Annotated in this window: 24 protein-coding genes; 17 read left to right on the top strand and 7 right to left on the bottom strand. The window is 70.7% G+C overall.

Annotation, left to right across the window (positions count from 1 at the left end):
- Nucleotides 1-61 precede the first annotated feature (61 nt).
- The 3 genes from N8J89_RS39950 to phoU all read left to right on the top strand — a co-directional run bounded on the left by N8J89_RS39950 (nucleotide 62) and on the right by phoU (nucleotide 4,823).
- Nucleotides 62-985 (top strand): GGDEF domain-containing protein, encoded by a 924-nt coding sequence (locus N8J89_RS39950; RefSeq protein ID WP_502868388.1) that lies wholly within the window; start codon nucleotides 62-64, stop codon nucleotides 983-985.
- Between the two features lie 197 nt (nucleotides 986-1,182).
- Entirely contained in the window at nucleotides 1,183-4,056 is a 2,874-nt protein-coding gene (locus tag N8J89_RS39955; RefSeq protein WP_283662044.1) for an LCP family protein, read from the top strand.
- Between the two features lie 113 nt (nucleotides 4,057-4,169).
- Nucleotides 4,170-4,823: a phosphate signaling complex protein PhoU gene (gene phoU / locus N8J89_RS39960; RefSeq protein ID WP_252483525.1), complete on the top strand. Its 654-nt coding sequence runs from the start codon at nucleotides 4,170-4,172 to the stop codon at nucleotides 4,821-4,823.
- 76 nt (nucleotides 4,824-4,899) lie between these two features.
- Here the strand turns inward: phoU and pstB are convergent, their stop codons facing one another.
- From pstB to N8J89_RS39990, 6 genes are all read right to left on the bottom strand, one after another.
- Nucleotides 4,900-5,676, bottom strand: a complete 777-nt coding sequence (gene pstB, locus N8J89_RS39965; protein WP_283662045.1) for a phosphate ABC transporter ATP-binding protein PstB — start codon at nucleotides 5,674-5,676, stop codon at nucleotides 4,900-4,902.
- A gap of 16 nt (nucleotides 5,677-5,692) precedes the next feature.
- Nucleotides 5,693-6,607: a phosphate ABC transporter permease PstA gene (gene pstA / locus N8J89_RS39970; RefSeq protein WP_283662046.1), complete on the bottom strand. Its 915-nt coding sequence runs from the start codon at nucleotides 6,605-6,607 to the stop codon at nucleotides 5,693-5,695.
- Nucleotides 6,604-7,557: a phosphate ABC transporter permease subunit PstC gene (pstC, locus tag N8J89_RS39975; protein ID WP_283662047.1), complete on the bottom strand. Its 954-nt coding sequence runs from the start codon at nucleotides 7,555-7,557 to the stop codon at nucleotides 6,604-6,606. The genes pstA and pstC overlap by 4 nt, the downstream gene beginning before the upstream one ends.
- Nucleotides 7,558-7,650: 93 nt before the next feature.
- Complete coding sequence (gene pstS / locus N8J89_RS39980; RefSeq protein WP_283662048.1) at nucleotides 7,651-8,769, bottom strand: phosphate ABC transporter substrate-binding protein PstS; 1,119 nt, start codon at nucleotides 8,767-8,769, stop codon at nucleotides 7,651-7,653.
- 213 nt (nucleotides 8,770-8,982) lie between these two features.
- Nucleotides 8,983-9,876, bottom strand: coding sequence for a mycothiol synthase (mshD, locus tag N8J89_RS39985; protein WP_502868389.1), 894 nt, complete (start codon nucleotides 9,874-9,876; stop codon nucleotides 8,983-8,985).
- Nucleotides 9,877-9,920: 44 nt separating this feature from the next.
- A complete protein-coding gene (locus N8J89_RS39990) occupies nucleotides 9,921-10,661 on the bottom strand; it encodes a winged helix-turn-helix transcriptional regulator (protein ID WP_283662049.1) in 741 nt (246 codons plus the stop codon).
- A gap of 98 nt (nucleotides 10,662-10,759) precedes the next feature.
- Here N8J89_RS39990 and N8J89_RS39995 point away from each other — a divergent pair, with 98 nt between their 5' ends.
- From N8J89_RS39995 to pxpB, 9 genes are all read left to right on the top strand, one after another.
- Complete coding sequence (locus N8J89_RS39995; RefSeq protein ID WP_283662050.1) at nucleotides 10,760-11,554, top strand: alpha/beta hydrolase; 795 nt, start codon at nucleotides 10,760-10,762, stop codon at nucleotides 11,552-11,554.
- A 28-nt stretch (nucleotides 11,555-11,582) separates the two neighbouring features.
- Complete coding sequence (locus N8J89_RS40000) at nucleotides 11,583-12,395, top strand: LmeA family phospholipid-binding protein (protein WP_283662051.1); 813 nt, start codon at nucleotides 11,583-11,585, stop codon at nucleotides 12,393-12,395.
- Nucleotides 12,392-12,805 carry a TlpA family protein disulfide reductase gene (locus tag N8J89_RS40005; RefSeq protein WP_283662052.1) on the top strand — a complete coding sequence of 138 codons (414 nt, stop codon included), beginning with the start codon at nucleotides 12,392-12,394 and terminating at the stop codon, nucleotides 12,803-12,805. The genes N8J89_RS40000 and N8J89_RS40005 overlap by 4 nt, the downstream gene beginning before the upstream one ends.
- Nucleotides 12,806-13,039: 234 nt before the next feature.
- Entirely contained in the window at nucleotides 13,040-13,471 is a 432-nt protein-coding gene (locus N8J89_RS40010; RefSeq protein WP_283662053.1) for a DUF4395 domain-containing protein, read from the top strand.
- Between the two features lie 42 nt (nucleotides 13,472-13,513).
- Nucleotides 13,514-14,353, top strand: coding sequence for a sulfurtransferase (locus N8J89_RS40015; protein WP_283662054.1), 840 nt, complete (start codon nucleotides 13,514-13,516; stop codon nucleotides 14,351-14,353).
- A gap of 11 nt (nucleotides 14,354-14,364) precedes the next feature.
- Nucleotides 14,365-14,673 (top strand): DUF1416 domain-containing protein, encoded by a 309-nt coding sequence (locus N8J89_RS40020; RefSeq protein WP_283662055.1) that lies wholly within the window; start codon nucleotides 14,365-14,367, stop codon nucleotides 14,671-14,673.
- A gap of 201 nt (nucleotides 14,674-14,874) precedes the next feature.
- Nucleotides 14,875-15,450: a peptidoglycan-binding domain-containing protein gene (locus tag N8J89_RS40025; RefSeq protein ID WP_283662056.1), complete on the top strand. Its 576-nt coding sequence runs from the start codon at nucleotides 14,875-14,877 to the stop codon at nucleotides 15,448-15,450.
- A 176-nt stretch (nucleotides 15,451-15,626) separates the two neighbouring features.
- Complete coding sequence (locus N8J89_RS40030; RefSeq protein WP_283662057.1) at nucleotides 15,627-16,268, top strand: heme-binding beta-barrel domain-containing protein; 642 nt, start codon at nucleotides 15,627-15,629, stop codon at nucleotides 16,266-16,268.
- Nucleotides 16,268-16,879 carry a 5-oxoprolinase subunit PxpB gene (pxpB, locus tag N8J89_RS40035; protein ID WP_283662058.1) on the top strand — a complete coding sequence of 204 codons (612 nt, stop codon included), beginning with the start codon at nucleotides 16,268-16,270 and terminating at the stop codon, nucleotides 16,877-16,879. Before N8J89_RS40030 ends, pxpB begins: the two co-directional genes overlap by 1 nt.
- Here pxpB and N8J89_RS40040 read toward each other — a convergent pair.
- Nucleotides 16,867-17,718, bottom strand: a complete 852-nt coding sequence (locus N8J89_RS40040) for an aminodeoxychorismate lyase (protein WP_283662059.1) — start codon at nucleotides 17,716-17,718, stop codon at nucleotides 16,867-16,869. The genes pxpB and N8J89_RS40040 overlap by 13 nt on opposite strands.
- Nucleotides 17,719-17,809: 91 nt before the next feature.
- Here N8J89_RS40040 and N8J89_RS40045 point away from each other — a divergent pair, with 91 nt between their 5' ends.
- The 5 genes from N8J89_RS40045 to N8J89_RS40065 all read left to right on the top strand — a co-directional run bounded on the left by N8J89_RS40045 (nucleotide 17,810) and on the right by N8J89_RS40065 (nucleotide 22,027).
- Complete coding sequence (locus tag N8J89_RS40045; RefSeq protein ID WP_283666364.1) at nucleotides 17,810-18,190, top strand: Fur family transcriptional regulator; 381 nt, start codon at nucleotides 17,810-17,812, stop codon at nucleotides 18,188-18,190.
- A 10-nt stretch (nucleotides 18,191-18,200) separates the two neighbouring features.
- Nucleotides 18,201-19,295 carry a CAF17-like 4Fe-4S cluster assembly/insertion protein YgfZ gene (ygfZ, locus tag N8J89_RS40050; RefSeq protein ID WP_283662060.1) on the top strand — a complete coding sequence of 365 codons (1,095 nt, stop codon included), beginning with the start codon at nucleotides 18,201-18,203 and terminating at the stop codon, nucleotides 19,293-19,295.
- Nucleotides 19,296-19,579: 284 nt separating this feature from the next.
- Nucleotides 19,580-20,425, top strand: a complete 846-nt coding sequence (locus tag N8J89_RS40055; protein ID WP_283662061.1) for a beta-keto acid cleavage family enzyme — start codon at nucleotides 19,580-19,582, stop codon at nucleotides 20,423-20,425.
- 61 nt (nucleotides 20,426-20,486) lie between these two features.
- Nucleotides 20,487-21,074, top strand: coding sequence for an RsiG family protein (locus tag N8J89_RS40060; protein WP_283662062.1), 588 nt, complete (start codon nucleotides 20,487-20,489; stop codon nucleotides 21,072-21,074).
- Between the two features lie 2 nt (nucleotides 21,075-21,076).
- Nucleotides 21,077-22,027 (top strand): asparaginase, encoded by a 951-nt coding sequence (locus N8J89_RS40065; RefSeq protein WP_283666365.1) that lies wholly within the window; start codon nucleotides 21,077-21,079, stop codon nucleotides 22,025-22,027.
- Nucleotides 22,028-22,084 lie beyond the last annotated feature (57 nt).

Below are 22,084 nucleotides of genomic sequence, written 5' to 3' on the forward strand. Positions count from 1 at the left end.
TCCAGTGGCTCAAGCGTGCCGCCGTAACCGACGACACCACCGTGGTAGGGAGGTGAACGCGGTGACCGTACTGCGACCTGACATCGCCGAGTCTGATCCGCTCCGCGATGGCGCGCGGCCGGTCTGCTCCGCACCCACCCCGCCGCGCTCGCCCGCCTCCGCCGCGGGGCATCCGGGCCCGCCACCGCCGTCACCGCCCGCCAACTCCGGGCTGGTGCAGTTGCACGAGTCGATCGCCGCGCTGTTCGCCTCCCGGGGACAGTGGCGGCAGGCCTACCAACACCTGCGTTCGGCGCTGGACCTGCTCTCCTCCGAGCAGACCAACCCGCCGCAGGTGCCCGAGCAGCTGCGCCGCGAGGTGGACCGGCTGCGTCGCGAGCACGCCGAGGCGCGCGAGCAGAGCCTGCGGGACAGCCTCACCGCCAGCTACAACCGGCGCTACCTGGACCAGCGGCTGCTCGGCCTGCTCGGCGAAGCGGACCGGCAGGGCGGGCTGGCCGTGGCCCTGGTGGACCTGGACTTCTTCAAGCAGGTCAACGACACCTTCGGCCACCTCATCGGCGACCGGGTGCTCCAGCGGGTGGTGGAGCTGCTGCAGGACGGGTTGCCCGAGGGCGCGTTCTGCGCCCGCTACGGTGGCGAGGAATTTGTGCTCGTGGTGCCGGGCATCGACACCGGGACGGCGGTCGCCGTCTGTGAAGCGGCACGTGCGCGCGTCGAGCGGTATCCGTGGACGCAGCTGGCCCCGGACCTGCGGGTCACGGTGAGTATTGGGCTGGCGCACGAGCTGACCGGCTCACCTGCGGACACGCCAGCGACTGATCCGAAGGAGCAGTTGTTGCGCGCGGACAGCTTGCTCTACGTGGCCAAGCAGTCCGGCCGGAACGCGGTCGCGTACCGGGAACAGGACGGTCGCGTTCGGCTCGCCGGAGCGGCCGGTGGGCGACGGGCAGTGGCTCAACCGCGCCCGGTTGGCTATAACTGATCTTGCTCGGTACGGCCCGATCGGGCTAAGCGACTCGGCAATTTTCCGTACAGGACGTGACAAAGCTCGCGGCCGCGCTCGTGTGTTCAACCCGATATCCGTACTATCGGGCACCGGGCGATCCGTCGGGGGTTACAACCTGTTCGGTTCGCCCTGCGTCATTAGTCGGAGAGTCACACGATCGGGAAGGAGACCGGGTGCCGGACGACCACCGCGAGGGCGGTTACGGTTCCCGCTCCGGACGACGTCGGCGGGCTGAGGACGAGACCCCCGATCTGGACCAGCCCAGCAGGCGCCGCCGGTCCCTGGACGACGGCGGGGGCACCTCGGTGTCGGACCTGCTCGCCAAGCACGGCGGCACTTCCGACAAGCTGCCCCGCCCGGCCCCGCCACCCGCGCCGCAGCACGACTTCGCGCCGCCACCCATGCCGCCGGTGCCGCCCCGCGACGCGCCACCCATGCCGCCCAGGGACGCGCCGCCGCCGATGCCGCCGCGACCGGCTCCGGTTCGGCCGCCGCGCGCGCCGATGCCGCCGCAGGGCAGGCCGCAGGAGGATCTCGGCCAGCCGAGCGGTGGGCGCATGCCGCCGCCAGCGGATCAGCCCAGTGGCGGGCGGATGCCGCCACCCATGGACCAGCCCGGCGGGCGGATGCCGCCACCGGTGGATCAGCCCAGCGGTGGGCGGATGCCACCGCCGGCGGACCTCGCTCCGCCGACCGGTGGCCGGATGCCGCCGCCCCGGGATCTCGGGCAGCCCTCCGGTGGCCGGATGCCGCCGCCGGACAACGGCGGGCGGATGCCGCCGAGGGACATCGCCCAGCCGACCGGTGGGCGGATGCCGCCGCCGGGAGACCTCGCCCAGCCCACGGGCGGCCGGATGCCGCCGCCCGACGGTGGCCGCATGCCGCCGCCACGGGACCTGGGTCAGCCGAGCGGTGGCCGGATGCCGCCGCCCCGGCCGCCGCGCGGACGACCGCAGGGCGGGCCGCCTGGCGCACCGCAACAGGGTGGGCCGCAGCAGGGTGGTCCCCAGGGCGGGCCGCCGCCGGTGGATCCGCCGACGGGGGGCGGTTTCGCGGCGCTCGACGAGCCGGTCGCGCCGCCCGCCGGGCGTGCCACGCCGCCGCAGGGTGGCAGGCCGCCTCGGCCGCCGCAGGGTGCTCGGCCGGGGAACCGGCCGCCCGTGCCGCCGACGCCGCCTGTGCCGCCCGCTCAGCCCGCTGAGCCGGTCGACGGCGAGATGGACGACAAGCGGCGCAAGATCGACGCCACCCTGTCCCGGTTCTCCGCCGTGCACGACGAGATGGCCGAGATCGAGGAAGCGGAGCGGGAGCGGCGCGGCAAGCTGACCCAGTTCATCCGGATCGGCGGCAAGGACAAGGACAAGACCGACAAGCCCGATCCCGCGGAGCAGACGCAGCTGGTCGAGCGGCCCGGTTCGGTGGACGTGCCCACCATGGGGGTGCCGTACCACGAGCTGGTCGACGACGACGAGGACGAGCCGCCGCGCGCGGCGGCCTACGCCAGCGCGCCGCCGGCGGAGGAAGACCCGGACGCGCTGCGCAGGCGGCGGCTGGTGCTGGTGGGCAAGGCGCTGGTGGTCGCGGTCGCCGCGGTGGTGCTGGTGGCCACCGGGATCGGCTGGGCGGGCAAGCAGTGGATCAACGGACAGATCCGCGAGGTGTCCGCGCTGGACCCGAACTCCGACCAGATCCAGGACAAGGACAAGCAGTACGGCGCGGAGAACTTCCTCATGATCGGCTCGGACACCAGGGCCGGGGCCACCGCCGAGGACGGCGTTGGGGACGAGAAGATCTCCGGCGGCGCGCGGGCGGACACCGTGATGGTGGCGCACGTGCCCGCGGACCGGAAGCGCGTGGTGATCATGTCCTTCCCGCGCGACATGGACGTCACCATCCCGGCCTGCGAGGGCTGGGACGCCAAGACCGGCAAGTACACCGGCAAGACCGAGCCCGCGCGGAAGAACCAGAAGCTCAACGCGGCCTACGCCGTCGGCGGCCCGAAGTGCATCACCAAGCTGGTGCTCCAGCTCTCCGGCCTGAACATCAACCACTTCGTCGGCATCGACTTCCACGGCTTCAAGGCCATGGTCAACGCGGTCAAGGGCGTTGAGGTGTGCGTGCCGAAGCCGTTGATCGACGAGGAGCTGGGCGCGGTCATCACCCAGACCGGGCGGCAGACCATCTCCGGCGACACCGCGCTGAGCTACGTGCGCATCCGCAAGGTCAAGGGCCAGGCGCAGAGCGACTACGAGCGGATCGAGCGGCAGCAGCGGTTCCTGTCCTCGTTGCTGCGCAAGGTGATGTCCCAGCAGGTGCTCACCAGCCCGACCCAGCTGCAGGACTTCGTGAAGGCCTTCGCCAGCTCCACCTACGGCGAGAACATCGGCATCGACCAGATGCTCACCCTCGGCACCTCCTTGCAGGGCTTGGAAGCGGGCCGGGTGACCTTCGTGCAGGTGCCGGTGCGCACGGTCGAGCTGGCGCCCAAGAAGTACCGCGAGGAGTTCCGGGAGAAGGACGCCAAGGCGCTGTTCCAGGCGATCATCAACGGCACCCCGCTGCCGCAGGAGAAGCCGGCCGGCGGCGCGGCCAACCAGAACCCGATGCCGCAGGCGCAGAACAACCCGCCGGTGGACCTGAGCCCGGCCGCGCTGGTGGACCCGAAGACGGTGAAGATCCAGGTGCTCAACGGATCCGACAAGGCAGGCAACGCGGCCAAGGCGGTCACCGGCCTGGAGGGCCTCGGTTTCTCGGTGGTGAAGAAGGGCACCTCGCCCTCGCCGAGCAACAAGACGGTGATCCGCTTCTCCGACGAGCGCAGGGATGCCGCACGCACGCTGGCCGCCGCGGTGCCCGGCGCCACGCTCACCCCAGATCCCAGTATGGGCGGGGCGATCCAGCTGATCCTCGGGCCGGAGTTCGACGGCAAGGTGGTCAAGCCGAGCGGCGGCAGTGGCGGTGGCACCAGCACTCCCGGGCAGACGCCGACCAGCAAGCTGCCCGGTGATCTGTCCACTGTGAACGGTGCGGACAACAGCTGCACGTGAGGTGGCCGCACCGCCGCTGACCGGGCCTTGTGCATCAGCTGTTCCGGTCGCGTTTACGGCTGGTTCACCAATGGATGCAGACCTCGCGACCATCGCGACGTAGGCTGACGGGCATGCGCGAGGCCTATCACGAGCAGCTCGATCGTTTCGCCGAGATCCTCGGTGACATGACCGCCGATGTCGCGAAAGCGATGGAGAAGTCGACCGCAGCGCTGCTGAACGTCGACCTCGGCCTTGCCGAACAGGTGATCGACGAGGACGCCAAGATCGACGACGCCCGTGCGGCGGCGGAGGAACAGGCGTTCGCGCTGCTGGCCCTGCAGGCCCCGGTGGCCACCGACCTGCGGGTCGTGGTCGCCGCGATCCACGCCGCGGAGGACCTGGAGCGGATGGGCGACCTAGCCCTGCACGTGGCCAAGGCGACCAGGCGCAGGCACCCCAACGGTGTGCTGCCCGACCAGGTGCGCGAGGACTTCGCCCAGATGGGCCGGGTCGCGGTGGAGCTGGCCAAGAAGGCCGAGCTGGTCATCCGCAACCGGGACGTCGCACTGGCCGAGCAGCTGGAGCAGGACGACGACGAGATGGACGACCTGCACAAGCACCTGTTCACCGTGCTGATGGCCAAGGACTGGCCGCACGGTGTGGCTCCGGCGGTGGACATCACGCTGCTGGGCCGCTTCTACGAGCGCTTCGCCGACCACGCGGTGGCGCTGGCCCGCCGGGTGGTGTTCATCGCCACCGGCAAGATGCCGGGCCGCGAGGACTGATTTCCCTTAGGACACAACGAAGGCCGGGTCCCAGTCACGGGACCCGGCCTTCGTGGTTCGCCAGAACCCTTGCGGCTTAACCGAAACGGCCCGAGATGTAGTCCTCGGTGGCCTTCTGGGTCGGGTTGGAGAAGATCTTCTCGGTGTCGTCGACCTCGACCAGGCGGCCCGGCTGGCCGACGCCGGCCAGGTTGAAGAACGCCGTCTGGTCGCTCACCCGCGCGGCCTGCTGCATGTTGTGGGTGACGATGACGATCGTGTAGTCCTTCTTCAGCTCGGTGATCAGGTCCTCGATCGCCAGCGTGGAGATCGGGTCCAGTGCCGAACAGGGCTCGTCCATCAGCAGCACGTCCGGCTGCACCGCGATGGCGCGGGCGATGCACAGGCGCTGCTGCTGACCGCCGGAGAGGCCGCCGCCGGGCTTGTCCAGGCGGTCCTTGACCTCTTCCCAGAGGTTCGCGCCGCGCAGCGAGCGCTCGCAGACCTCCTCCAGCTTCTTCTTGCCCTTCATGCCGGCCAGCTTCAGCCCGGCCACCACGTTGTCCCTGATGGACATGGTGGGGAACGGGTTGGGCCGCTGGAACACCATGCCGATGGTGCGCCGGACCGACACCGGGTCCACCGCGGTGGCGTAGATGTCCTCGCCGTCCAGCAGGACCTGACCGTCCACCCGCGCGCCCGGGATCACCTCGTGCATGCGGTTCAGCGAGCGCAGCACGGTGGACTTGCCGCAACCCGAGGGCCCGATGAACGCGGTGACACTGCGCGGCGGCACCTGGAGGGTGACCCCGTCCACGGCGTGGAACTTGCCGTAGTAGATGTTGAGGTCTTTGACGTCGATGCGCTTGGCCATGACTCCTACCGCCCGCTCACTTGGTCTTGATGGCCGAGAGCCGCGAGATGATCGAGGCTACGAGGTTGAACAACATGATCACGATCACCAGGGTGAGCGCCGCGCCCCAGGTCCGGTCGAAACCGGCGGTCTCGGGGTTGGCGAACTCCGAGTTCATCATCAGCGGCAGGTTGGCCATGTTGCCGTCGAAGATGTTGAAGTTGATGAACGGCGCGTAGGCCACCAGCACCAGCGCCGGGGCCGTCTCGCCCATCACCCTGGCCACGCCGAGCATCGCGCCGGTCACGATGCCGGACATCGCGGTCGGGATGACCACCTTGACGATCGTCTTCCACTTCGGGATGCCCAGCGCGTACGAGGCTTCGCGCAGCTCGTTGGGCACGATCTTGAGCATCTCCTCGGTGACCCTGATGACCACCGGCACCATCAGCAGCATCAGCGCCAGCGTCACCGCGAAGGAGCTGCGGGAGAAGCCGAAGATGCTGATCCACACCGAGTAGACGAACAGCGCGGCCACGATCGAGGGCACACCGGTGAGGATGTCCACCATGAACGTGGTCAGCTTGCCCAGCTTGCTGCCCACGCCGTACTCGACCAGGTAGATGCCCACCATCACGCCGATCGGCACCGACATCAGCGCGGTGACCAGGCCTTGCACGATGGTGCCGAAGATGGCGTGGTACGCGCCGCCGCCCTCCTCGTAGGGCCGCATGCCGGAGAGCGAGTGGGTCCACCAGGTGCTGGACAGGATCGGGCCGAGGCCGCGGGCCAGGGTCGTGTAGAGCACCCAGACCAGCGGCACGATCGCGATCAGGAAGGCCAGCCCGACCAGCACGGTGGCCAGCACGTTCTTGGTCTTGCGGGCGCCGCTGACCGGCTGGAAGGCCGGGGGCGCCGCCGGGCGTTCGAGGTCGACGCTCGCCGTGGTCACGAGTACTCCTTCTTGCGGGCGACGATCGAGCGCGCGGTGGCGTTGACCGCGAAGGTCAGCACGAACAGCACCAGGCCCGCGGCGATGTAGGCGCCAGCGGCCAGCGGGCTGCTGGCCGCCTCGCTGATGCCCAGGGCGATCTTGGAGGCGAAGGTGGAGCCGCCGTCGAAGAGGCTGAAGAACGGCTGCTGCGCGGTGGTGGACAGGATCAGGTACAGCGCCATGGTCTCGCCGAGCGCGCGGCCGAGGCCGAGCATGGAGGCGTTGACGAACCCGGCCTTGCCGAAGGGCAGCACCGTGGTCTGGATGACCTCCCAGCGGGTCGCCCCCAGGGCCAGCGCGCCCTCGATGTGCTCGCGCGGGGTGCGCGCGAAGACCTCGCGGCTGACCCCGGTGACCGTGGGCAGGATCATCACCGCGAGCACCACGCCCGCGGTGAAGATGTGGCCGCCACCGGCCGGGTTCACGTTGCCCTGTGCGAACAACGGGATCCAGCCGAGGTTGGCGGTCAGCCACTCGGCGAAGGGGGTCAGCACCGGCGCGAGCACCTGGATGCCCCACAGGCCGAAGATGATCGAGGGCACCGCGGCCAGCAGGTCGACCACGTAGGCGAAGGGCCGGGCCAGGCGGCGCGGCGCGTACTGGGTGAGGAACAGCGCGATGCCCAGCGACACCGGCATGGCCAGCAGCAGGGCCAGCAGGGAGGAGGCCACGGTCACCCAGAGCAGGTCCGGGATGCCGAAGCGCAGGTTGTTGAGGTCGTTGGTGTCCCAGGCGTAGGAGAACAGGAAGTTCGCGTTGTTCGCCTGCAGGGACGGGATGGCCTGCAGCAGCAGGAAGATCCCGATGGCGCCGATCAGCGCGACGATGAAGACGCCGGAGCTGCGGGCGAGCCCGCTGAAGATGCGGTCGCCTGGTCGTCGGACCGGCTTGCTCGGCGCGGTGGTCACGGTGGAGATGTGTGCCTCCGGTAGTTCCGGCGATGCGGGCGGTCCTGGTGGGGGACCGCCCGCATCGGGTCGCTCATGACGCGCGAGGTGGGGTCAGGAGATCGACTTGATCGACTCGGTGAGCTTGGTGCGGAACTCCGCCGGGACCGGCACGTAGCCGATCTTCGGCAGGCGGTCCTGGCCGGTGGTGGAGGCCACGGTCAGGAAGTTCTTCAGCGCGGTCGCGGTGTCCGCGTCGGCGCTCTTGGAGCAGACGATCTCGTAGGTGACCAGCACCAGCGGGTAGGAGCCCGCGGTCTTGTCGGCGTAGAGCGCCTTGAGGTCCAGCACCAGGTCGCCGGGGGTCTTGCTGGTCTGCAGCTTGGCGTTGGCGATGGCCTTGCCGGTGCTGGCGTCGGTCAGCTCGACCGCGCCCGCGCCGGAGTCCAGCTTGGCGATGCCCAGCTTGCTGGCCTTGGCGAAGGAGACCTCGACGTAGGTGATGCCGCCCTCGGTGGCCTTCACCGCGCTGGCCACGTCGGCCGACTTGGCCTTGCCGTCGCCGATGCCGCCCTTGAACTCCTTGCCGTCGCCCTTGGTCCAGGCCTGCGGGGCCGCGGCGGCCAGGTACTTCTGGAAGTTGTCGGTGGTGCCGGACTGGCCGGAGCGGAAGACCACGCCGATCGCCTTGTCCGGCAGGTTGGCCGAGCCGTTGGCGGCCTTGATGGCCGGGTCGTTCCAGTTCTTGATCGCGCCGCTGAAGATCTTGGCGACCAGGTCCGGGGTGAGGGTCAGGCCCTCGACACCGGGCAGGTTGTAGGCGATCGCGACCGGGCCGAAGACCAGCGGCAGGTGCAGCGGGGCGGCGCCGCCGCAGCGCTCGGTGGCCTTGGTGACCTCGTCGGACTTGAGCGGGGAGTCCGAGCCGGCGAAGTCGACCTGCTTGGACAGGAAGTTCTTGATGCCGTCGCCGGAGGAGGAGACGTTGTAGGCGACGTTGAACTCCTTGCAGGCCTCGACGTAGGAGGCGGTGAACTCGGTCATGGCGTTGCCCTGGGCGGACGAGCCGTCGCCGTTCACCGACTTCTTGCCGCCGCAGGCGACCGAACCGGACGCCGAGCTGGTGGAGCCGCCGGTGTTGCCGGGGGCGTTGTTGTCCGAACCACACGCCGAGAGCAGAAGCGCGCCCGCGGCCACGACTCCGAGCACGGCAGCGTGCTGCTTGATCTTCACCTGAGTCCTCCAGAACGTGGACGGGCGGCGGCACCCGCCCTTCGATTCGGGACGTTAGGGACCGAGGGTGGACAGGTGGCCGTCAGCAGGTGAACGGGAGGTGAACAAGCCACCCCCAGTGACCATTCACACCCCATTGAGGTGATCCTGTGACCCTGGTGCGACCTGCGCGTTTGCACTCCGTGACCGCGCCGTCATCTATTCGTCGCCGCGTCACCGTGACCACGCGTACTGCACATCGCTGTCCCAATGCGCGAATCCCAGCTTCTCGTATACCCGGATGGCCGCGGTGTTGTCCGACTCCACATAAAGCATTACGGCGGGCAGCCCGCGAACGATCAAATGCCGCAATCCGGCCAGCGTGAGCACCGAGCCGAGCCCGCCGCCCTGGGCGTCCGGGTCCACTCCAACGACGTAGACCTCCCCGATCGGCTGGTTTCCGGTGTCCGGGCGTGGCGCGTGCACCTTGGTCCAGTGGAAACCGACCACCCGCTCGTCCCGGACCGCCAGGAAGAAGCCCGCCGGGTCGAACCAGGGCTCGGCCTCGCGCAGTTCGACGTCCGCGGTGGTCCAGCCGCCCTGTTCCGGGTGCCAGGAGAAGGCCCGGTTGTTCACCTCGACCACGGCGGCCTCGTCCTGGCCGGGCACGAAGGTGCGCAGGCTCAGGCCCTCGGGCAGGGCGCGCTCGGGCAGCTCGCCGCCGAAGGTCATCTTCATCCGCCACAGGTCGCGGGCGCGGGTGAAGCCCAGCCTGGCGCCGATGGCCTGGCCGCCGGGGTGGTCGCCGTGCGCCCAGATCCGCAGCTCGCCCTCGCCTGCCCGCTGGATCAGCTGGTTGACCAGCTCGGTGCCCAGGCCCAGGCGGCGGTGCCGCGGATGCACGGCCAGCTCGGCGACGTAGCGGCCGTCGTTGTCCCGGTCCAGGTTCACATAGCCGCCGAGCTCGCCGTCGGCCTGTCTGGCGAGCAGGTGCTCACCGGAGAGGGACATCAGCACGTGCTCGCCGACCGGGGCTCGCCCGTCGGTCTCGGCGGCCGCGGCCACCAGGGAACGGACGGCTTCGGCTTCGTCAGGGGACAGCTGGGCCGCCCACGTCATCTGCACCACGGCTCAACCGTAATCGCGATGACGCGGGCGGGCAGCCGCGGAGATCAGGTGACCGGGATGAAGTCCGGGATCTGCTCGTCCTGGGCCAGCTCGACCCTGGCCGAACCGGCCCGCGGCGGGCGGACGAACTTGTAGCCCACGTTGCGCACGGTGCCGATCAGGGTCTCGTGCTCGAGGCCGAGCTTGGCGCGCAGCCGCCGCACGTGCACGTCCACCGTGCGGGTGCCGCCGAAGAAGTCGTAGCCCCAGACCTCCTGGAGCAGCTGCGCCCTGGTGAACACCCGGCCCGCGTGCTGGGCCAGGTACTTGAGCAGCTCGAACTCCTTGTAGGTCAGCTCGAGCGGGCGGCCGCGCAGGCGGGCGGTGTAGGTGGCGTCGTCGATCACCAGCTCGCCCAGCACCAGCGCGCCGTCGTTGCCGCGGTGCGCGGCGGCCCGCCGGGAGCGGACCAGGCGCAGCCGGGCGTCCACCTCGGCCGGGCCGGCGGTGGGCAGCAGGATCTCGTCGATGCCCCAGTCCGCGCTGACCCCGACCAGGCCGCCCTCGTTGACCACGGCGACCACCGGGACGTCGATGCCGCTGCTGGTCAGCAGGCGGCAGAGGCTGCGGGCGCCGACCAGGTCGGTGCGCGCGTCCACCAGCACCGCGTCGTGCGGACCGGCCTCCAGCAGCTGGGAGACATCAGGCACCAGCGGGCGCACCTGGTGCGGCAGCAGGGCGAGGGCGGGCAGCACGGACTCCGGGTCGCGGTCCGTGGTCAGCAGAAGCAGGTCCACGCTGGTCATGGCGCCGCCTCCTTTCCACGCTCACCGGGTCGCCCCGGCCGCGCGTAGTAGTCAGGCTTCGGCGCCATTGCCGCTGGATGAACGGGAGGATACTCGGCATGGCACTCGTGACAACAGGCCACGAAACCGGTGTCACACTTCTGACCTCGGACAAGGTGCGGCTGAACGGGTTACTGCTCGGGCCGCGCGACCCCTCGGCCAGCCCGACCGCGGTGGTGGTCGCGCACGGTTTCACCAAGCACACCGGTCGGCCGGACGTACGCCGGCTGTTGCGCCGTTTGGCCTTGCGGCACACCGTGCTGGGCCTCGACCTGCGCGGGCACGGACGCTCCGGCGGGCGGTCCTCGGTGGGGCTGGACGAGCGGCTGGACGTGACCGCGGGCGTGGAGTTCCTGCGCGGCCTCGGCTATCCGAGGGTGACCACGCTGGGATGCTCCCTCGGCGGGTCGGTGGTGTTGCGCCAGGCGGCGCTGGCCGAGGGCGCGGCCAAGCCGGACGCGGTGGTCGCGGTCAGCCCGCCCGCGCGCTGGTGGGTGCGCGAGACCAGCAAGATGCGCCGGGTCAACCAGCTGCTGGAGCTGCCCGGCGGACCGGCCTTCGGCCTGCTGCTCGGGGTCCGGCTCGGGCCGAGGTGGACGCAGGCGCACCCCTCGCCGATCGAGCTGGCGCCGCGGATCGCGCCTGCCCCGCTGCTGCTGGTGCACGGCACCGCGGACAACTACTTCCCCGTGGCCGATGTCACCGCGATGCACCGGGCCTGCGGGGCGAGCGCGGAGTTGTGGCTGGAAGAGGGCATGGGGCACGCCGAGTCCTCGCTCACGCCCGCGCTGGTGGACCGGATCCGGGAGTGGCTGGGGGCAACCTCGGAGTCAGTACCCTCGTCTTTGAGGTAACTGCCTCCGACATCCGGAACGGGTTCGTGTGAAGAAGTTAGCCATCGTCCTGGTCGTGCTCATCGGGCTGCTGGTCGCCGCCGACTTCGGCGCGGCCGCGGCGGCGGAGTACCAGGTGTCCACCCGGTTGCGCGCCCAGCTCAAGCTGGCCGACGACCCCTCGGTGCGGATCAACGGCTTCCCGTTCCTCTACCAGGCGCTGGCCGGGGACTACCGCGAGGTCGAGGTCAAGGCCAGCGGGGTGCCGGTGGCCGAGCTGCGCAACGTGGAGGTCGAGGCGACCCTGCGGCACGTGCGCGCGCCGCTGTCGGAGCTGCTGTCCGGCTCGGCGCAGAACGTGACCATCGACGAGGTCACCGGGCGGGTCAAGCTGCTCGCCGCCGAGGTGGGCAAGCTGATCAACGTGGCCGACCTGAAGATCGAGCCGGCCAACCAGGACGAGCTGCTGGAGCGCAAGCCCAACGGCGACCCGGTGCAGCCGACCGGCAAGCCGCCGGTGACCGATGACAAGACCGCGCCGGTGAAGCTGACCGGCAGCACCGACATCGCGGGCACCCGCACCCAGGTCACCGTGGTCGGCGTGCTCTCGCTGGTGGACAACCAGATCGAGGTCAGCCCCAAGCGCCTGCGGGTGAGCAACGAGACCGGCGAGGTGCCGCTGCCGCCCGCGGTGGACCGGCTGATCCGGCGCGCCTTCAGCACCCGCATCGACCCCGGCGGCCTGCCGTTCACCGTGGTGCCCACCGGGGTGCGCGCGGAGCACGGGGCCCTGGTGGTGGAGGGCAGCGCGAAGAACGTGCAGCTCGGCGGCGCCGCGGTGCCCAACAGGGGCGGGTCGTGACCCAGGTGTGGGTGGTCCTGGGCGTGCTGGCGCTGACCGGCGCGCTGGGCCTGCTGTACCGCTGGCGGAACGGGAAGGTGCGCACGTCGGTGCCCGGCACGGAGTTGCCTGAAGAGATCCGGGGCGTGCTGGCCCCCGCCCCGGCGATCACGCTGGTGCAGCTGTCCACCACCTTCTGCGCACCATGCCGGCACACCAAGGTGCTGCTCGGCGACGTGGTCCGGCAGGAGCCGAGGCTGCACCACGTGGAGCTGGACGTGACCGAGCGACCCGAGCTGGCCGAGCGGCTGAAGGTCATGCGCACCCCCACGACGCTGGTGGTGGACGCCAACGAGCGGGAGCTGTTCCGCATCTCGGGACTCCCGAAGCGGGACGAGCTGCTCAACGCGCTGCGCCCTTTGCTCGACTAGTCCCATTCAGTGGACGCCTCTCCCGCAGGGCGGGCGGCGCGAGTAGCCTGCGAGTTGTGTACGTGCTGCTTACTCAACGTCGCGCGGTGGACAACTGCCGCGTGGGCAGCAGCCTGTGTCGGTTCAGCTGACTTCGGCGGTGTAGATCCGGCTTGCCCGCTGCGCCTGGTGCGCGGATGTGCCGATAACCGCCACTGACGGACTCACCCGTGTCCCACCGTCAGGAGGTCCCCCATGGCCGGCGATGTTCCCGTTGACCCCAGAGGCCCGCGCTTCACCGCGTGGATGACCAGCCTTGTGCTGGTGATCGTGCTGCTCACCGGGGTCTGGCAGCTGCTTGCCGCGCAGACCGTGATCTTCGCGATGTGCGCGTTCATCGGGCTGCGCCTCAACCCCTACGGCCAGCTCTTCCGCAAGGCGGTCCGGCCGAGGCTGAAGCCGACCAGCGAGCGGGAGGCGCCGGAGCCGCTGCGCTTCGCCCAGGGCGTCGGTTTCGTCTTCGCGTTGGTCGGCACGATCGGCTACGCGTCGGGGCTGACCACGCTCGGGGTGGTGGCGACCGCGGCCGCGCTGGTGGCCGCGCTGCTCAACGCCGCGTTCGGGCTCTGCCTGGGGTGCGAGATGTACCTGCTCATCCGCCGGTTCTCGCCGGCCAAGAGCGCCTAGATCGTCCACAGTAGACAGACACAGAACTGAGGAGCCGCGTCAATGAGCCGCGAGAACGTCCTGGTATCGGCCGCGTGGGTCGAAGAGAACCTCGACGCCCCCGGCGTCGTGTTCGCCGAGGTGGACGAGGACACCACAGCGTACGAGGGGGGTCACATCCCCGGTGCGGTCCGGATCGACTGGAAGACCGAGCTCCAGGACCAGGTCCGTCGTGACTTCGTCGACCGCGTGGGCTTCGAGAAGCTGTTGTCCGCCAAGGGCATCGGCAACGACGACACGGTCATCCTCTACGGCGGCAACAACAACTGGTTCGCCGCCTACGCCTACTGGTACTTCAAGCTGTACGGGCACGACAACGTCAAGCTGCTCGACGGCGGCCGCAAGAAGTGGGAGCTGGACGGCCGCCCGCTGACCAAGGACCCGGTGTCCCGCCCGGCCACCGAGTACAAGGCGAAGGAGCAGGACCTGTCCATCCGTGCCTTCCGGGACGAGGTCGTGGCCGCGATCAACGCCAAGAACCTGGTCGACGTGCGCTCCCCTGACGAGTTCTCCGGCAAGCTGCTCGCGCCCGCGCACCTCCCGCAGGAGCAGGCGCAGCGCGGCGGGCACATCCCCAGCGCGATCAACGTGCCGTGGAGCAAGGCGGCCAACGAGGACGGCACCTTCCGCTCCGACGAGGAGCTGACCGAGATCTACGGCGCGGCCGGCCTGGACGGTGGCAAGTCCACCATCGCCTACTGCCGCATCGGCGAGCGCTCCTCGCACACCTGGTTCGTGCTGCGCGAACTGCTGGGCCACAGCGATGTGAAGAACTACGACGGATCGTGGACCGAGTACGGCTCGCTGGTCGGCGTGCCGATCGAGACCGGCGCCGGAAAGTAGAGGGAGACAACATGAGTGACGGTTGCGGCGCTCCGGTCCAGGGCAGCGTACTGCCCGCGGGTGTGGACGCGGAGAAGGAGATCGTGGTGACCGGCAAGGTCACCTCGGCTGGGTCGCCGGTCGGCGGCGCGTTCGTCCGGCTGCTGGACGCCAGCGGCGAGTTCACCGCCGAGGTGGTCTCCTCGCCAGAGGGCGACTTCCGGTTCTTCGCCGCGCCCGGCGACTGGACCGTGCGGGCGCTGCACCGCACCGGCACCGGTCAGGCCGAGGTGCGGGCGAGCGGGCCAGGGCTGCACAGCCTTGAGGTCGCGGTGGCCTGACAGACGTCTGGACGTGGTCCCGGTTGCCCCGGCACAGGGGTGATCGGGACCGCTTTTTTTGGCCGGAATGACGGCAACCGGTTCCGCGCGCCGAGCGTGTTGAGGGAGGAACGCGCCAGGAATGGCCTGGCGACAAACTCGGGGAATTCCACAGGGGGAATTGTCATGCGTAAGTGGGCTGCACGCGGAATGGTCCTTGCCATGCTGGCACTGGGGACCATCGGCTTGAGCTCGACCGTCGGCGCGACCACCGCGTCGGCTTGTGCCAGCCAGGAGGGCTCTTCGGCGTTCGCGGCCACGTTGCCGCAGGTGAACCAGGGTCAGCGGGGTGCTGAGGTGCGGGGGATGCAGCTCGCGCTCAAGGACAGGGGATATGCACTGACCGGCACCGGCTTCTACGGCGAGAGCACGCTGACCGCGGTCAAGGACTTCCAGCGCAGGAACGGGATCAACGACAGCGGCATTGTCGGCTCGAAGACCTGGCAGGCCCTGGTCGGCCGGATGCCGCTGCATTCCACCTACGCCGGCGAACCGCCTGCCACGGTGTTCCAGCCGGGCGGTCGCTACCCGGACGACATGTTCTTCCTCATCAATGCGCTGAACCGGGTCAACGGTGAGTCGGTCGGCGAGTTCCCGGAGTTCTACGACGCCGGGACGCAGGCGAAGGTGCGGGAGTTCCAGCGCACGGTCGGCCTGGCGGATGACGCCGTGGTGAACGCCCCGACCTGGCGGGCGCTCTACACCACCTTCCGCGTCGCGGGCCGCTCCGGCTGCTGATCCGCTATAACGCTCATCACGGCCGGGGTGGCGGGGCGGGTGCCCCGCTGCCCCGGCCGTTATGCTGCCTCGTTGTGGAAATCTTCTTCACCGGCCTGCTCGTGGCGGCCAGCCTGGTGATCACCTGGTTCGCCGTGTACGTGGTGTACCGGCTGTACTCCGACCAGCGCTGAGCCATGACGGACCCGACCACGCCCCAGCCGGGCAGCGGTGACGCGGCGATCCAGGCCGCCGAGCAGCGGGCTGCCGCGACCCGCGACCGCAACCTGCCCCAGTTCGCCGACCTGCCGGTCGCCGAGGACACCGCGAACCTGCGGCTCGGCCCCAACCTGAACGACCAGCTGCTCGCCCTGCTGCCCCTGGTCGGGGTCTGGCGCGGCGAGGGCGAGGTGGCCTACAGCTCGCTGGAGGGCGGCCCGTACCGCTTCGGCCAGCAGATCACCTTCGCGCACGACGGCAGGCCGTTCCTGTACTACGAGTCCCGGTCCTGGCTGCTCAACCCGGACGGCAGCGTGCTGCGCCCGGCCGCCCGCGAGGTGGGCTGGTGGCGGTTGCAGGCCGACGACACCATCGAGGTCCTGCTCGCGCACGCGACCGGGATCATGGAGATGTACTACGGCAAGCCGCGCAACCAGACCTCCTGGGAGATCGCCACGGACGCCATCGTGCGCACCGCGGGCGCCAAGGAGGTCACCGCGAGCCAGCGGCTCTACGGCATCGTCGAGGGCGGCGACCTGGCCTACGTGGACGAGCGGGCCATGGTCGGTGAAGCGATGCAGCCCCACCTGTCAGCTCGGCTGACCCGTATCGCTGGTTGATGCGGGTCTTGCCCTGCGGGGCGGACGCCGTGCTGGTCGAGCTGGACTCGGCCGAGCAGGTGCAGGCCGTGCACGCCCGGCTGCGCGCCGCGGACCTGCCCGAGGTGGTCGAGCTGGTGCCGGCGGCGCGGACCGTGCTCATCGAGGTGCGCCCGGGTTCGGACGGCCTGGCCGCGGTCCGCGAGCTGCTCGGCTGGGTGGACCCGAGCGAGCCGCCCGCGATCGGCCGGGAGGTCGTGCTGCCGGTGGTCTACGACGGCCCCGACCTGGACCTGGTGGCGCGCACCGCGGGGCTGAGCACCGGCGAGGTGGTCGAGCTGCACACCGGAGCGCTCTACACGGTCGCCTTCTGCGGGTTCGCGCCCGGTTTCGGCTACCTGACCGGCCTGCCGGAGCCGCTGCGCCAGCCCAGGCTGGACTCGCCGCGGGAGCGGGTGCCCGCCGGGTCGGTCGGCCTGGCCGGGGAGTACACCGGGGCCTATCCGCGCTCCTCGCCCGGCGGGTGGCGGCTGATCGGGCGGACCACGGCGACGCTGTTCGACGTCGACCGCGATCCGCCCGCGCTGCTCGCCCCCGGCGACCGGGTGCGCTTCGCGGCTCAGTCCCGGTAGTTCGACTCGTACAGCTCGCTCAGCTCCGCGTGCAGCTCGGCGCTGGCCGCCACCGGCTGGCCGTTGAGCGAGCGGACCTGGGTGACCCGGCGCACGCTGGAGAGGAACCACAGCCCGTCCGCGCTGGTCAACTCCTCGGCCTGGATCGGCTCGATGACGGTCTGCCAGCCGGCCTTCTCCGCCGCGCGGAACAGCGCGGCCTGGGTGGTGCCGGGCAGGATGCCGATCACCGGCGGGGTGGTGCGCAGGGTGCGGCCGTTGGCCACCACCAGGTTCGCGGTCGGGCCCTCCAGCACGCTGCCGTCGCTCGCGGTGAAGATCACCTCGTCCGCGCCGTTGGCCTCGGCGTAGCGGATCGCGGCCATGTTCACCGCGTAGGACAGCGACTTGGCGCCCAGCAGCAGCCAGGGCGAGCGCTCGGCCTCGGCCGGGTCGAAGCCGCGGGCCAGGGTCAGCGCGGACACCCCGTCCCGGCGGCGGCGCACCACGCCCTCGCCGATCTGGAGCCCCATCCCGTACGCGGTGGTGCCCTCGCCGAACTCCGGGCCGCGGCTGTAGACCAGCTTCAGCGCCATCTCCGGGTTGACTGACCAGTCCCAGGCGTCGATGACCGCCTTGGCACAGCGCTCCCACTGGGCCGCGTCCGGCTCCGGCAGGTCCAGCATGTGCGCCGAGCGGGCCAGCCGGTCCAGGTGCGGACCCAGCTCGCGGGGCTTGCCGTCGACCACCAGCACGGTTTCGAAGACACCGTCGCCGCGCAGGATGCCAAGATCATCCGCTCGCAGCACGGGGGCGTCCGGGTCGAGGATGGTTCCGTCCAGAGATGCCAGCACGCGCATGCTCAGCAGCGTAGACCCGCCCGGAGTGCTTAGGATCACGGGTGTGGACAGTGCGCCGGAGGCCCTTCGCCGGACCTTGCATGAGCGCGGCATGCGGATGACGCCGCAGCGCCAGCTGGTGCTGGACGCGATCAACGAGCTGGCGCACGCCACGCCGGAGCAGATCTGCGCGCACGTGCGGCGGATCACACCCACGGTGAACATAACCACGGTCTACCGGACGTTGGAACTGCTGGAGCGGCTCGGCGTGGTCCGGCACACCCACCTCGGCCACGGCGCGCCGGTCTACTCCCTGGACGAACACGAGCACGTGCACCTGGTCTGCCACCGCTGCGGCGAGGTGGACGAGGTCCCCTGTGAGGCGCTGGCCGACCTGGGGCGGGCGTTGCGGGCGGCGAAGAACTTCCGCCTGGACCCGAGCCACCTCGCGCTTTCGGGAGTGTGCGGGCAGTGTGGGGCGAAAGAGAGCTGAGGGAGACATCGTGAGTTCACCGTTGCTGGGCAGGCCGGGCGCGATCGCCGCGCCAGAGGGTTCACCGGACCTGGGCGTGCCATGGCACTTCGGTGACCCACCGGCCGAGGCCAGGACCGCGGCCCGGCGCGCGGCCGTGGTGGACCGCTCGCACCGCACCATCATCGCGGTGCCCGGCGCGGACCGGCTGGACTGGCTGCACTCGCTGACCTCCCAGCACTTCCACCAGCTGGCCCCGGCCACCGGCTCGGAGGCGCTGGTGCTGGACACCCAGGGCCGGGTCGAGCACCACGCGGTGGTGGCCCACCACGCGGACACGGTCTACCTGGACACCGAGCGGGAGACCGCGCCGGCGCTGCTGTCCTACCTGACCAAGATGGTCTTCTGGAGCAAGGTCGAACCCAGGGACGCCACCGGGGAGCTCGCGCTGCTCACCGTGCTCGGGCCGGAGACGGGCGAGGTGCTGGCCAAGGCCGGGGTTCAGGTCCCGGACACCGCCTACGGCCTGACCGACCTGCCCGGCGGCTTCGCCCGGCGGATGCCCTGGCCGACCCTGGACGTGGTGGACCTGCTGGTGCCGCGGGCGGAGCTGGTCGACTGGTTCCAGCGGCTCGCCGACGTCGGCGCCCGGCCTGCCGGGACCCTGGCGTACGAGTCGCTGCGGGTGGAGGCGTTGCGGCCGCGGCTGGGTCAGGACACCGACAACCGGACCATCCCGCAGGAAGTGAACTGGATCGGGGTGGCGGTGCACCTGGACAAGGGCTGCTACCGCGGCCAGGAGACCGTGGCCAGGGTGCACAACCTGGGACGGCCGCCGCGCCGGATGGTGCTGCTGCACCTGGACGGGTCCTCGGACGCGGTGCCGGAGACCGGCGATCCGGTGGAGCTGGACGGGCGCGTGGTCGGGCGGCTGGGCAGCGTGGTGGAGCACCACGAGCTGGGGCCGATCGCGTTGGCGCTGCTCAAGCAGTCGGTGGCGGTGGACGCTCAGCTGCTGGCCGGGGCGGAGGGCCGGGTGGTGGCGGCGACGATTGATCCGGATTCGGTGCCCGCCGCGACGGGGGAGCCGCCGGGCAAGGCTGCGTTGCGGCGACTTCGCGGGTGACGTGCTCGCTAGCCGTTTGCTGTGACATTGGCGCGCTCCGCGCGCGGGATTTTTTCGCTCCTGAGTCGTGCGTTCGTGCCCTCGCCACACCCCCGAAGCAAGCTTCGGTGTGTCGAGGGCACGAACGCACGACGCGAAAAAATCAAACCCACCGCGGGGTTGAAGGCCCGGCGTGTCGCTGGCGCGCCACGCCTCTTTCGCGGTGAGGGGGTCGCATCGCTCTTGCCGCGGGGGTGAACTGCCGGGTGCTGACTTGGCCTGGTCGTGCTGGCAGGATCCGGGTCATGACAGCGCCGTCGCCCACCGCAGGGACTCTCATCACCGTCGCGCCTACTGGTGCTGAGCACGAGAAGGCCGAGGTTCCCAACCTTCCCGTCACGCTGGACGAGCTGGTCAAGACCGCCGCGGACTGCCAGCGGGTCGGGGCGGGTCTCATCCACGTGCACATCAGGGATGACGACGCCCAGCCCACGCTGGACCTGGGGCGGTTGAAGGAGACGGTGGACGCGCTGCGCGCGGAGACCGACCTGGTGGTGCAGCTGTCCACCGGCGGCTCGGTGACCGACCCCGAGGAGGACCGGCTGGCGGTGCTGGACGCGCTGCCCGACTCGGCCACCTGCACGATGGGCACGGTCAACTTCGGGGACGCGGTGTTCATGAACCGCTGGGAGTTCATCGTCGAGCTGCACAAGCGGATGCAGGAACGGCACATCGTGCCGGAGTACGAGATCTTCGACCTCGGCCAGCTCTCCTCGCTCCAGCGGCTGCTCGACCAGCACGGACTGCCCGCCGGCGGTCACGTGCACGTCGATCTGGTGATGGGCGTGCCCGGCGGGATGCCGGGGGACACCGCCACGCTGACCGCGGCGCTGCGGCTGCTGCCGGAGGGCGCTACCTTCTCCGCCACCGGGGTCGGGAGGAGCACGCTGCCCGTGCTGCTCGCCTCTCTGTCCGCGGGCGGTCACCTGCGGGTCGGGATGGAGGACACGCTCTCCTATGCCAAGGGCGAGCGGGTCCGCGACAACGCCCAGCTCGTGGCGCGGGCCGCGGCCGTGTCCAGGATTGCCCAACGTCCCCCGCTGGCGCCCGAGCAGGCGAAAACACTGCTCGGGGTGCGTCAGGCTGGGTGAATAACCGGGAGAGGCGAAACGATTGTTGGCGGCTGACCGAAACGTCCCGCAGGATGGTCACGTGATGGAAGTCCGTCCAGGTGGGCGCCGGCGAATCGACCGGGTGCTCGCCCCGGACTACGCCCAGGACTGTGAGCAGCGACCGCTGAACGAGGTGCGCGCGCTGCGGGACGAGGCCGCCCAGGAGGAGACCGACCTGTCCTACGTGCGCAGGCTGCTGCACGGCCGCATTGACATCGTGCAGGCCGAGCAGCAGCGGCGCCGGGACGGCGGCTCCACCTCGGTGGTGGAACAGCTGGTGGCGATCCTGGCCAAGAACGCGGTGGGCCCGGCGACCGGGCTCGGCCGCTACCAGACCCAGGTGCCCTCGCGGGCCGAGGCGCACCGGCGGCACGTGGAGGCGCTGGTCTCCGACGTCGACTTGTCCGACGTCACATCGCTCTCCGATGACAAGCTGCTGGAGACCCTGCGAGCCTATAGAGCCGAGGAAGAGGCCGTGTCCAGGCACCGCCGCGAGGTTCAGCTGGTCGTGGACCGGTTGAACGAGGAGATCGCGCGGCGCTACCGGGACGGCGGCGCCTCGGTGGACGAGCTGCTGAACGCGCAACGCACCCGGCAGCCGGTCGTGGAGCCGCGCGAGGAGGAGTAGCCCTGAGCACCGAACTGGTCGAGGTGGTCCGTTCCGGATTCCGGGAAGGAGTGCACCGCGGTTCGGTGGTCATCGTCCGGCCCGACGGCGTGCTCCGGCACGTGCGCGGGAGCGGGCGCGACGTCGTGCTGCCCCGGTCCTCGAACAAGCCGTTCCAGATCCTGGGCATGCTGCGCTGCGGGCTGGACCTGCCCGACGACGCCGACCTCGCGGTGGGCTGCGCCTCGCACAGCGGCGAGGCCGAGCACGTGGCCAGGGTGCGCGACATCCTGGCCAAGCACGGGCTGACCGAGGCCGACCTGCGCTGCCCGCCGGACCTGCCGGTGCACGCCGGCACCGCCGAGGCGGTGCTGGCCGCGGGCGGCAAGGCCGAGCCGGTGACCATGAACTGCTCCGGCAAGCACGCCTGCATGCTGGCCACCTGCGTGCAGCGCGGCTGGGACACCGCGAGCTACACCGACCCCTCGCACCCGCTCCAGGTCACCATCAGGGACACCTTGGGCGAGCTGGGCGAGGAGCCGGTCACGGTGACCGCGGTGGACGGCTGCGGCGCGCCGCTGTTCGGGCTCTCGCTGGTCGCGCTGGCCAGGTCCTTCGGCAAGCTGGTGCAGGCGGCTGACGGCGGCCACGAGCGACGGATCGCCGATGCCATGCGCGCGCACCCGTACCTGGTCGCGGGCACCGGCCGGGAGGACACCCGGCTGATGCGCGCGGTGCCCGGCCTGCTGTCCAAGGCGGGCGCGGAGGGCGTGTACGGGGCGGCGCTGCCGGACGGCACCGCGATCGCGCTGAAGATCGACGACGGCAACCCGAGGGCCCGGCTGCCGGTGATGACCGGCGCGCTCCGCTTCCTCGGCGTGGACCACGCCGAACTGGCCGAACTGGCCGAGGAGACGGTGTTCGGCGGCGGCCGCCCGGTGGGCTCGGCCCGGCTGCTGCCCGGCGTGTTCTGATCCCAGCCAGCGGGAGATCACTCCCGGATGGTGGGCAGGCGGGCTAGCGTGACGGGA

The sequence above is a fragment of the Crossiella sp. CA-258035 genome (assembly GCF_030064675.1).
Classification (GTDB): Bacteria; Actinomycetota; Actinomycetes; order Mycobacteriales; family Pseudonocardiaceae; genus Crossiella.

What these genes read in the sequence shown, in the direction of transcription:
- phoU (WP_252483525.1), top strand. Translation starts at nt 4,170, where the DNA reads ATGCGCGAGGCCTATCACGAGCAGCTCGATCGTTTCGCCGAGATCCTC.
- pstB (WP_283662045.1), bottom strand. Translation starts at nt 5,676, where the DNA reads ATGGCCAAGCGCATCGACGTCAAAGACCTCAACATCTACTACGGCAAG.
- N8J89_RS39990 (WP_283662049.1), bottom strand. Translation starts at nt 10,661, where the DNA reads ATGACCAGCGTGGACCTGCTTCTGCTGACCACGGACCGCGACCCGGAG.
- N8J89_RS39995 (WP_283662050.1), top strand. Translation starts at nt 10,760, where the DNA reads ATGGCACTCGTGACAACAGGCCACGAAACCGGTGTCACACTTCTGACC.
- N8J89_RS40010 (WP_283662053.1), top strand. Translation starts at nt 13,040, where the DNA reads ATGGCCGGCGATGTTCCCGTTGACCCCAGAGGCCCGCGCTTCACCGCG.
- N8J89_RS40015 (WP_283662054.1), top strand. Translation starts at nt 13,514, where the DNA reads ATGAGCCGCGAGAACGTCCTGGTATCGGCCGCGTGGGTCGAAGAGAAC.
- N8J89_RS40020 (WP_283662055.1), top strand. Translation starts at nt 14,365, where the DNA reads ATGAGTGACGGTTGCGGCGCTCCGGTCCAGGGCAGCGTACTGCCCGCG.
- N8J89_RS40025 (WP_283662056.1), top strand. Translation starts at nt 14,875, where the DNA reads ATGCTGGCACTGGGGACCATCGGCTTGAGCTCGACCGTCGGCGCGACC.
- N8J89_RS40030 (WP_283662057.1), top strand. Translation starts at nt 15,627, where the DNA reads ATGACGGACCCGACCACGCCCCAGCCGGGCAGCGGTGACGCGGCGATC.
- pxpB (WP_283662058.1), top strand. Translation starts at nt 16,268, where the DNA reads ATGCGGGTCTTGCCCTGCGGGGCGGACGCCGTGCTGGTCGAGCTGGAC.
- N8J89_RS40040 (WP_283662059.1), bottom strand. Translation starts at nt 17,718, where the DNA reads ATGCGCGTGCTGGCATCTCTGGACGGAACCATCCTCGACCCGGACGCC.
- N8J89_RS40045 (WP_283666364.1), top strand. Translation starts at nt 17,810, where the DNA reads ATGCGGATGACGCCGCAGCGCCAGCTGGTGCTGGACGCGATCAACGAG.
- N8J89_RS40055 (WP_283662061.1), top strand. Translation starts at nt 19,580, where the DNA reads ATGACAGCGCCGTCGCCCACCGCAGGGACTCTCATCACCGTCGCGCCT.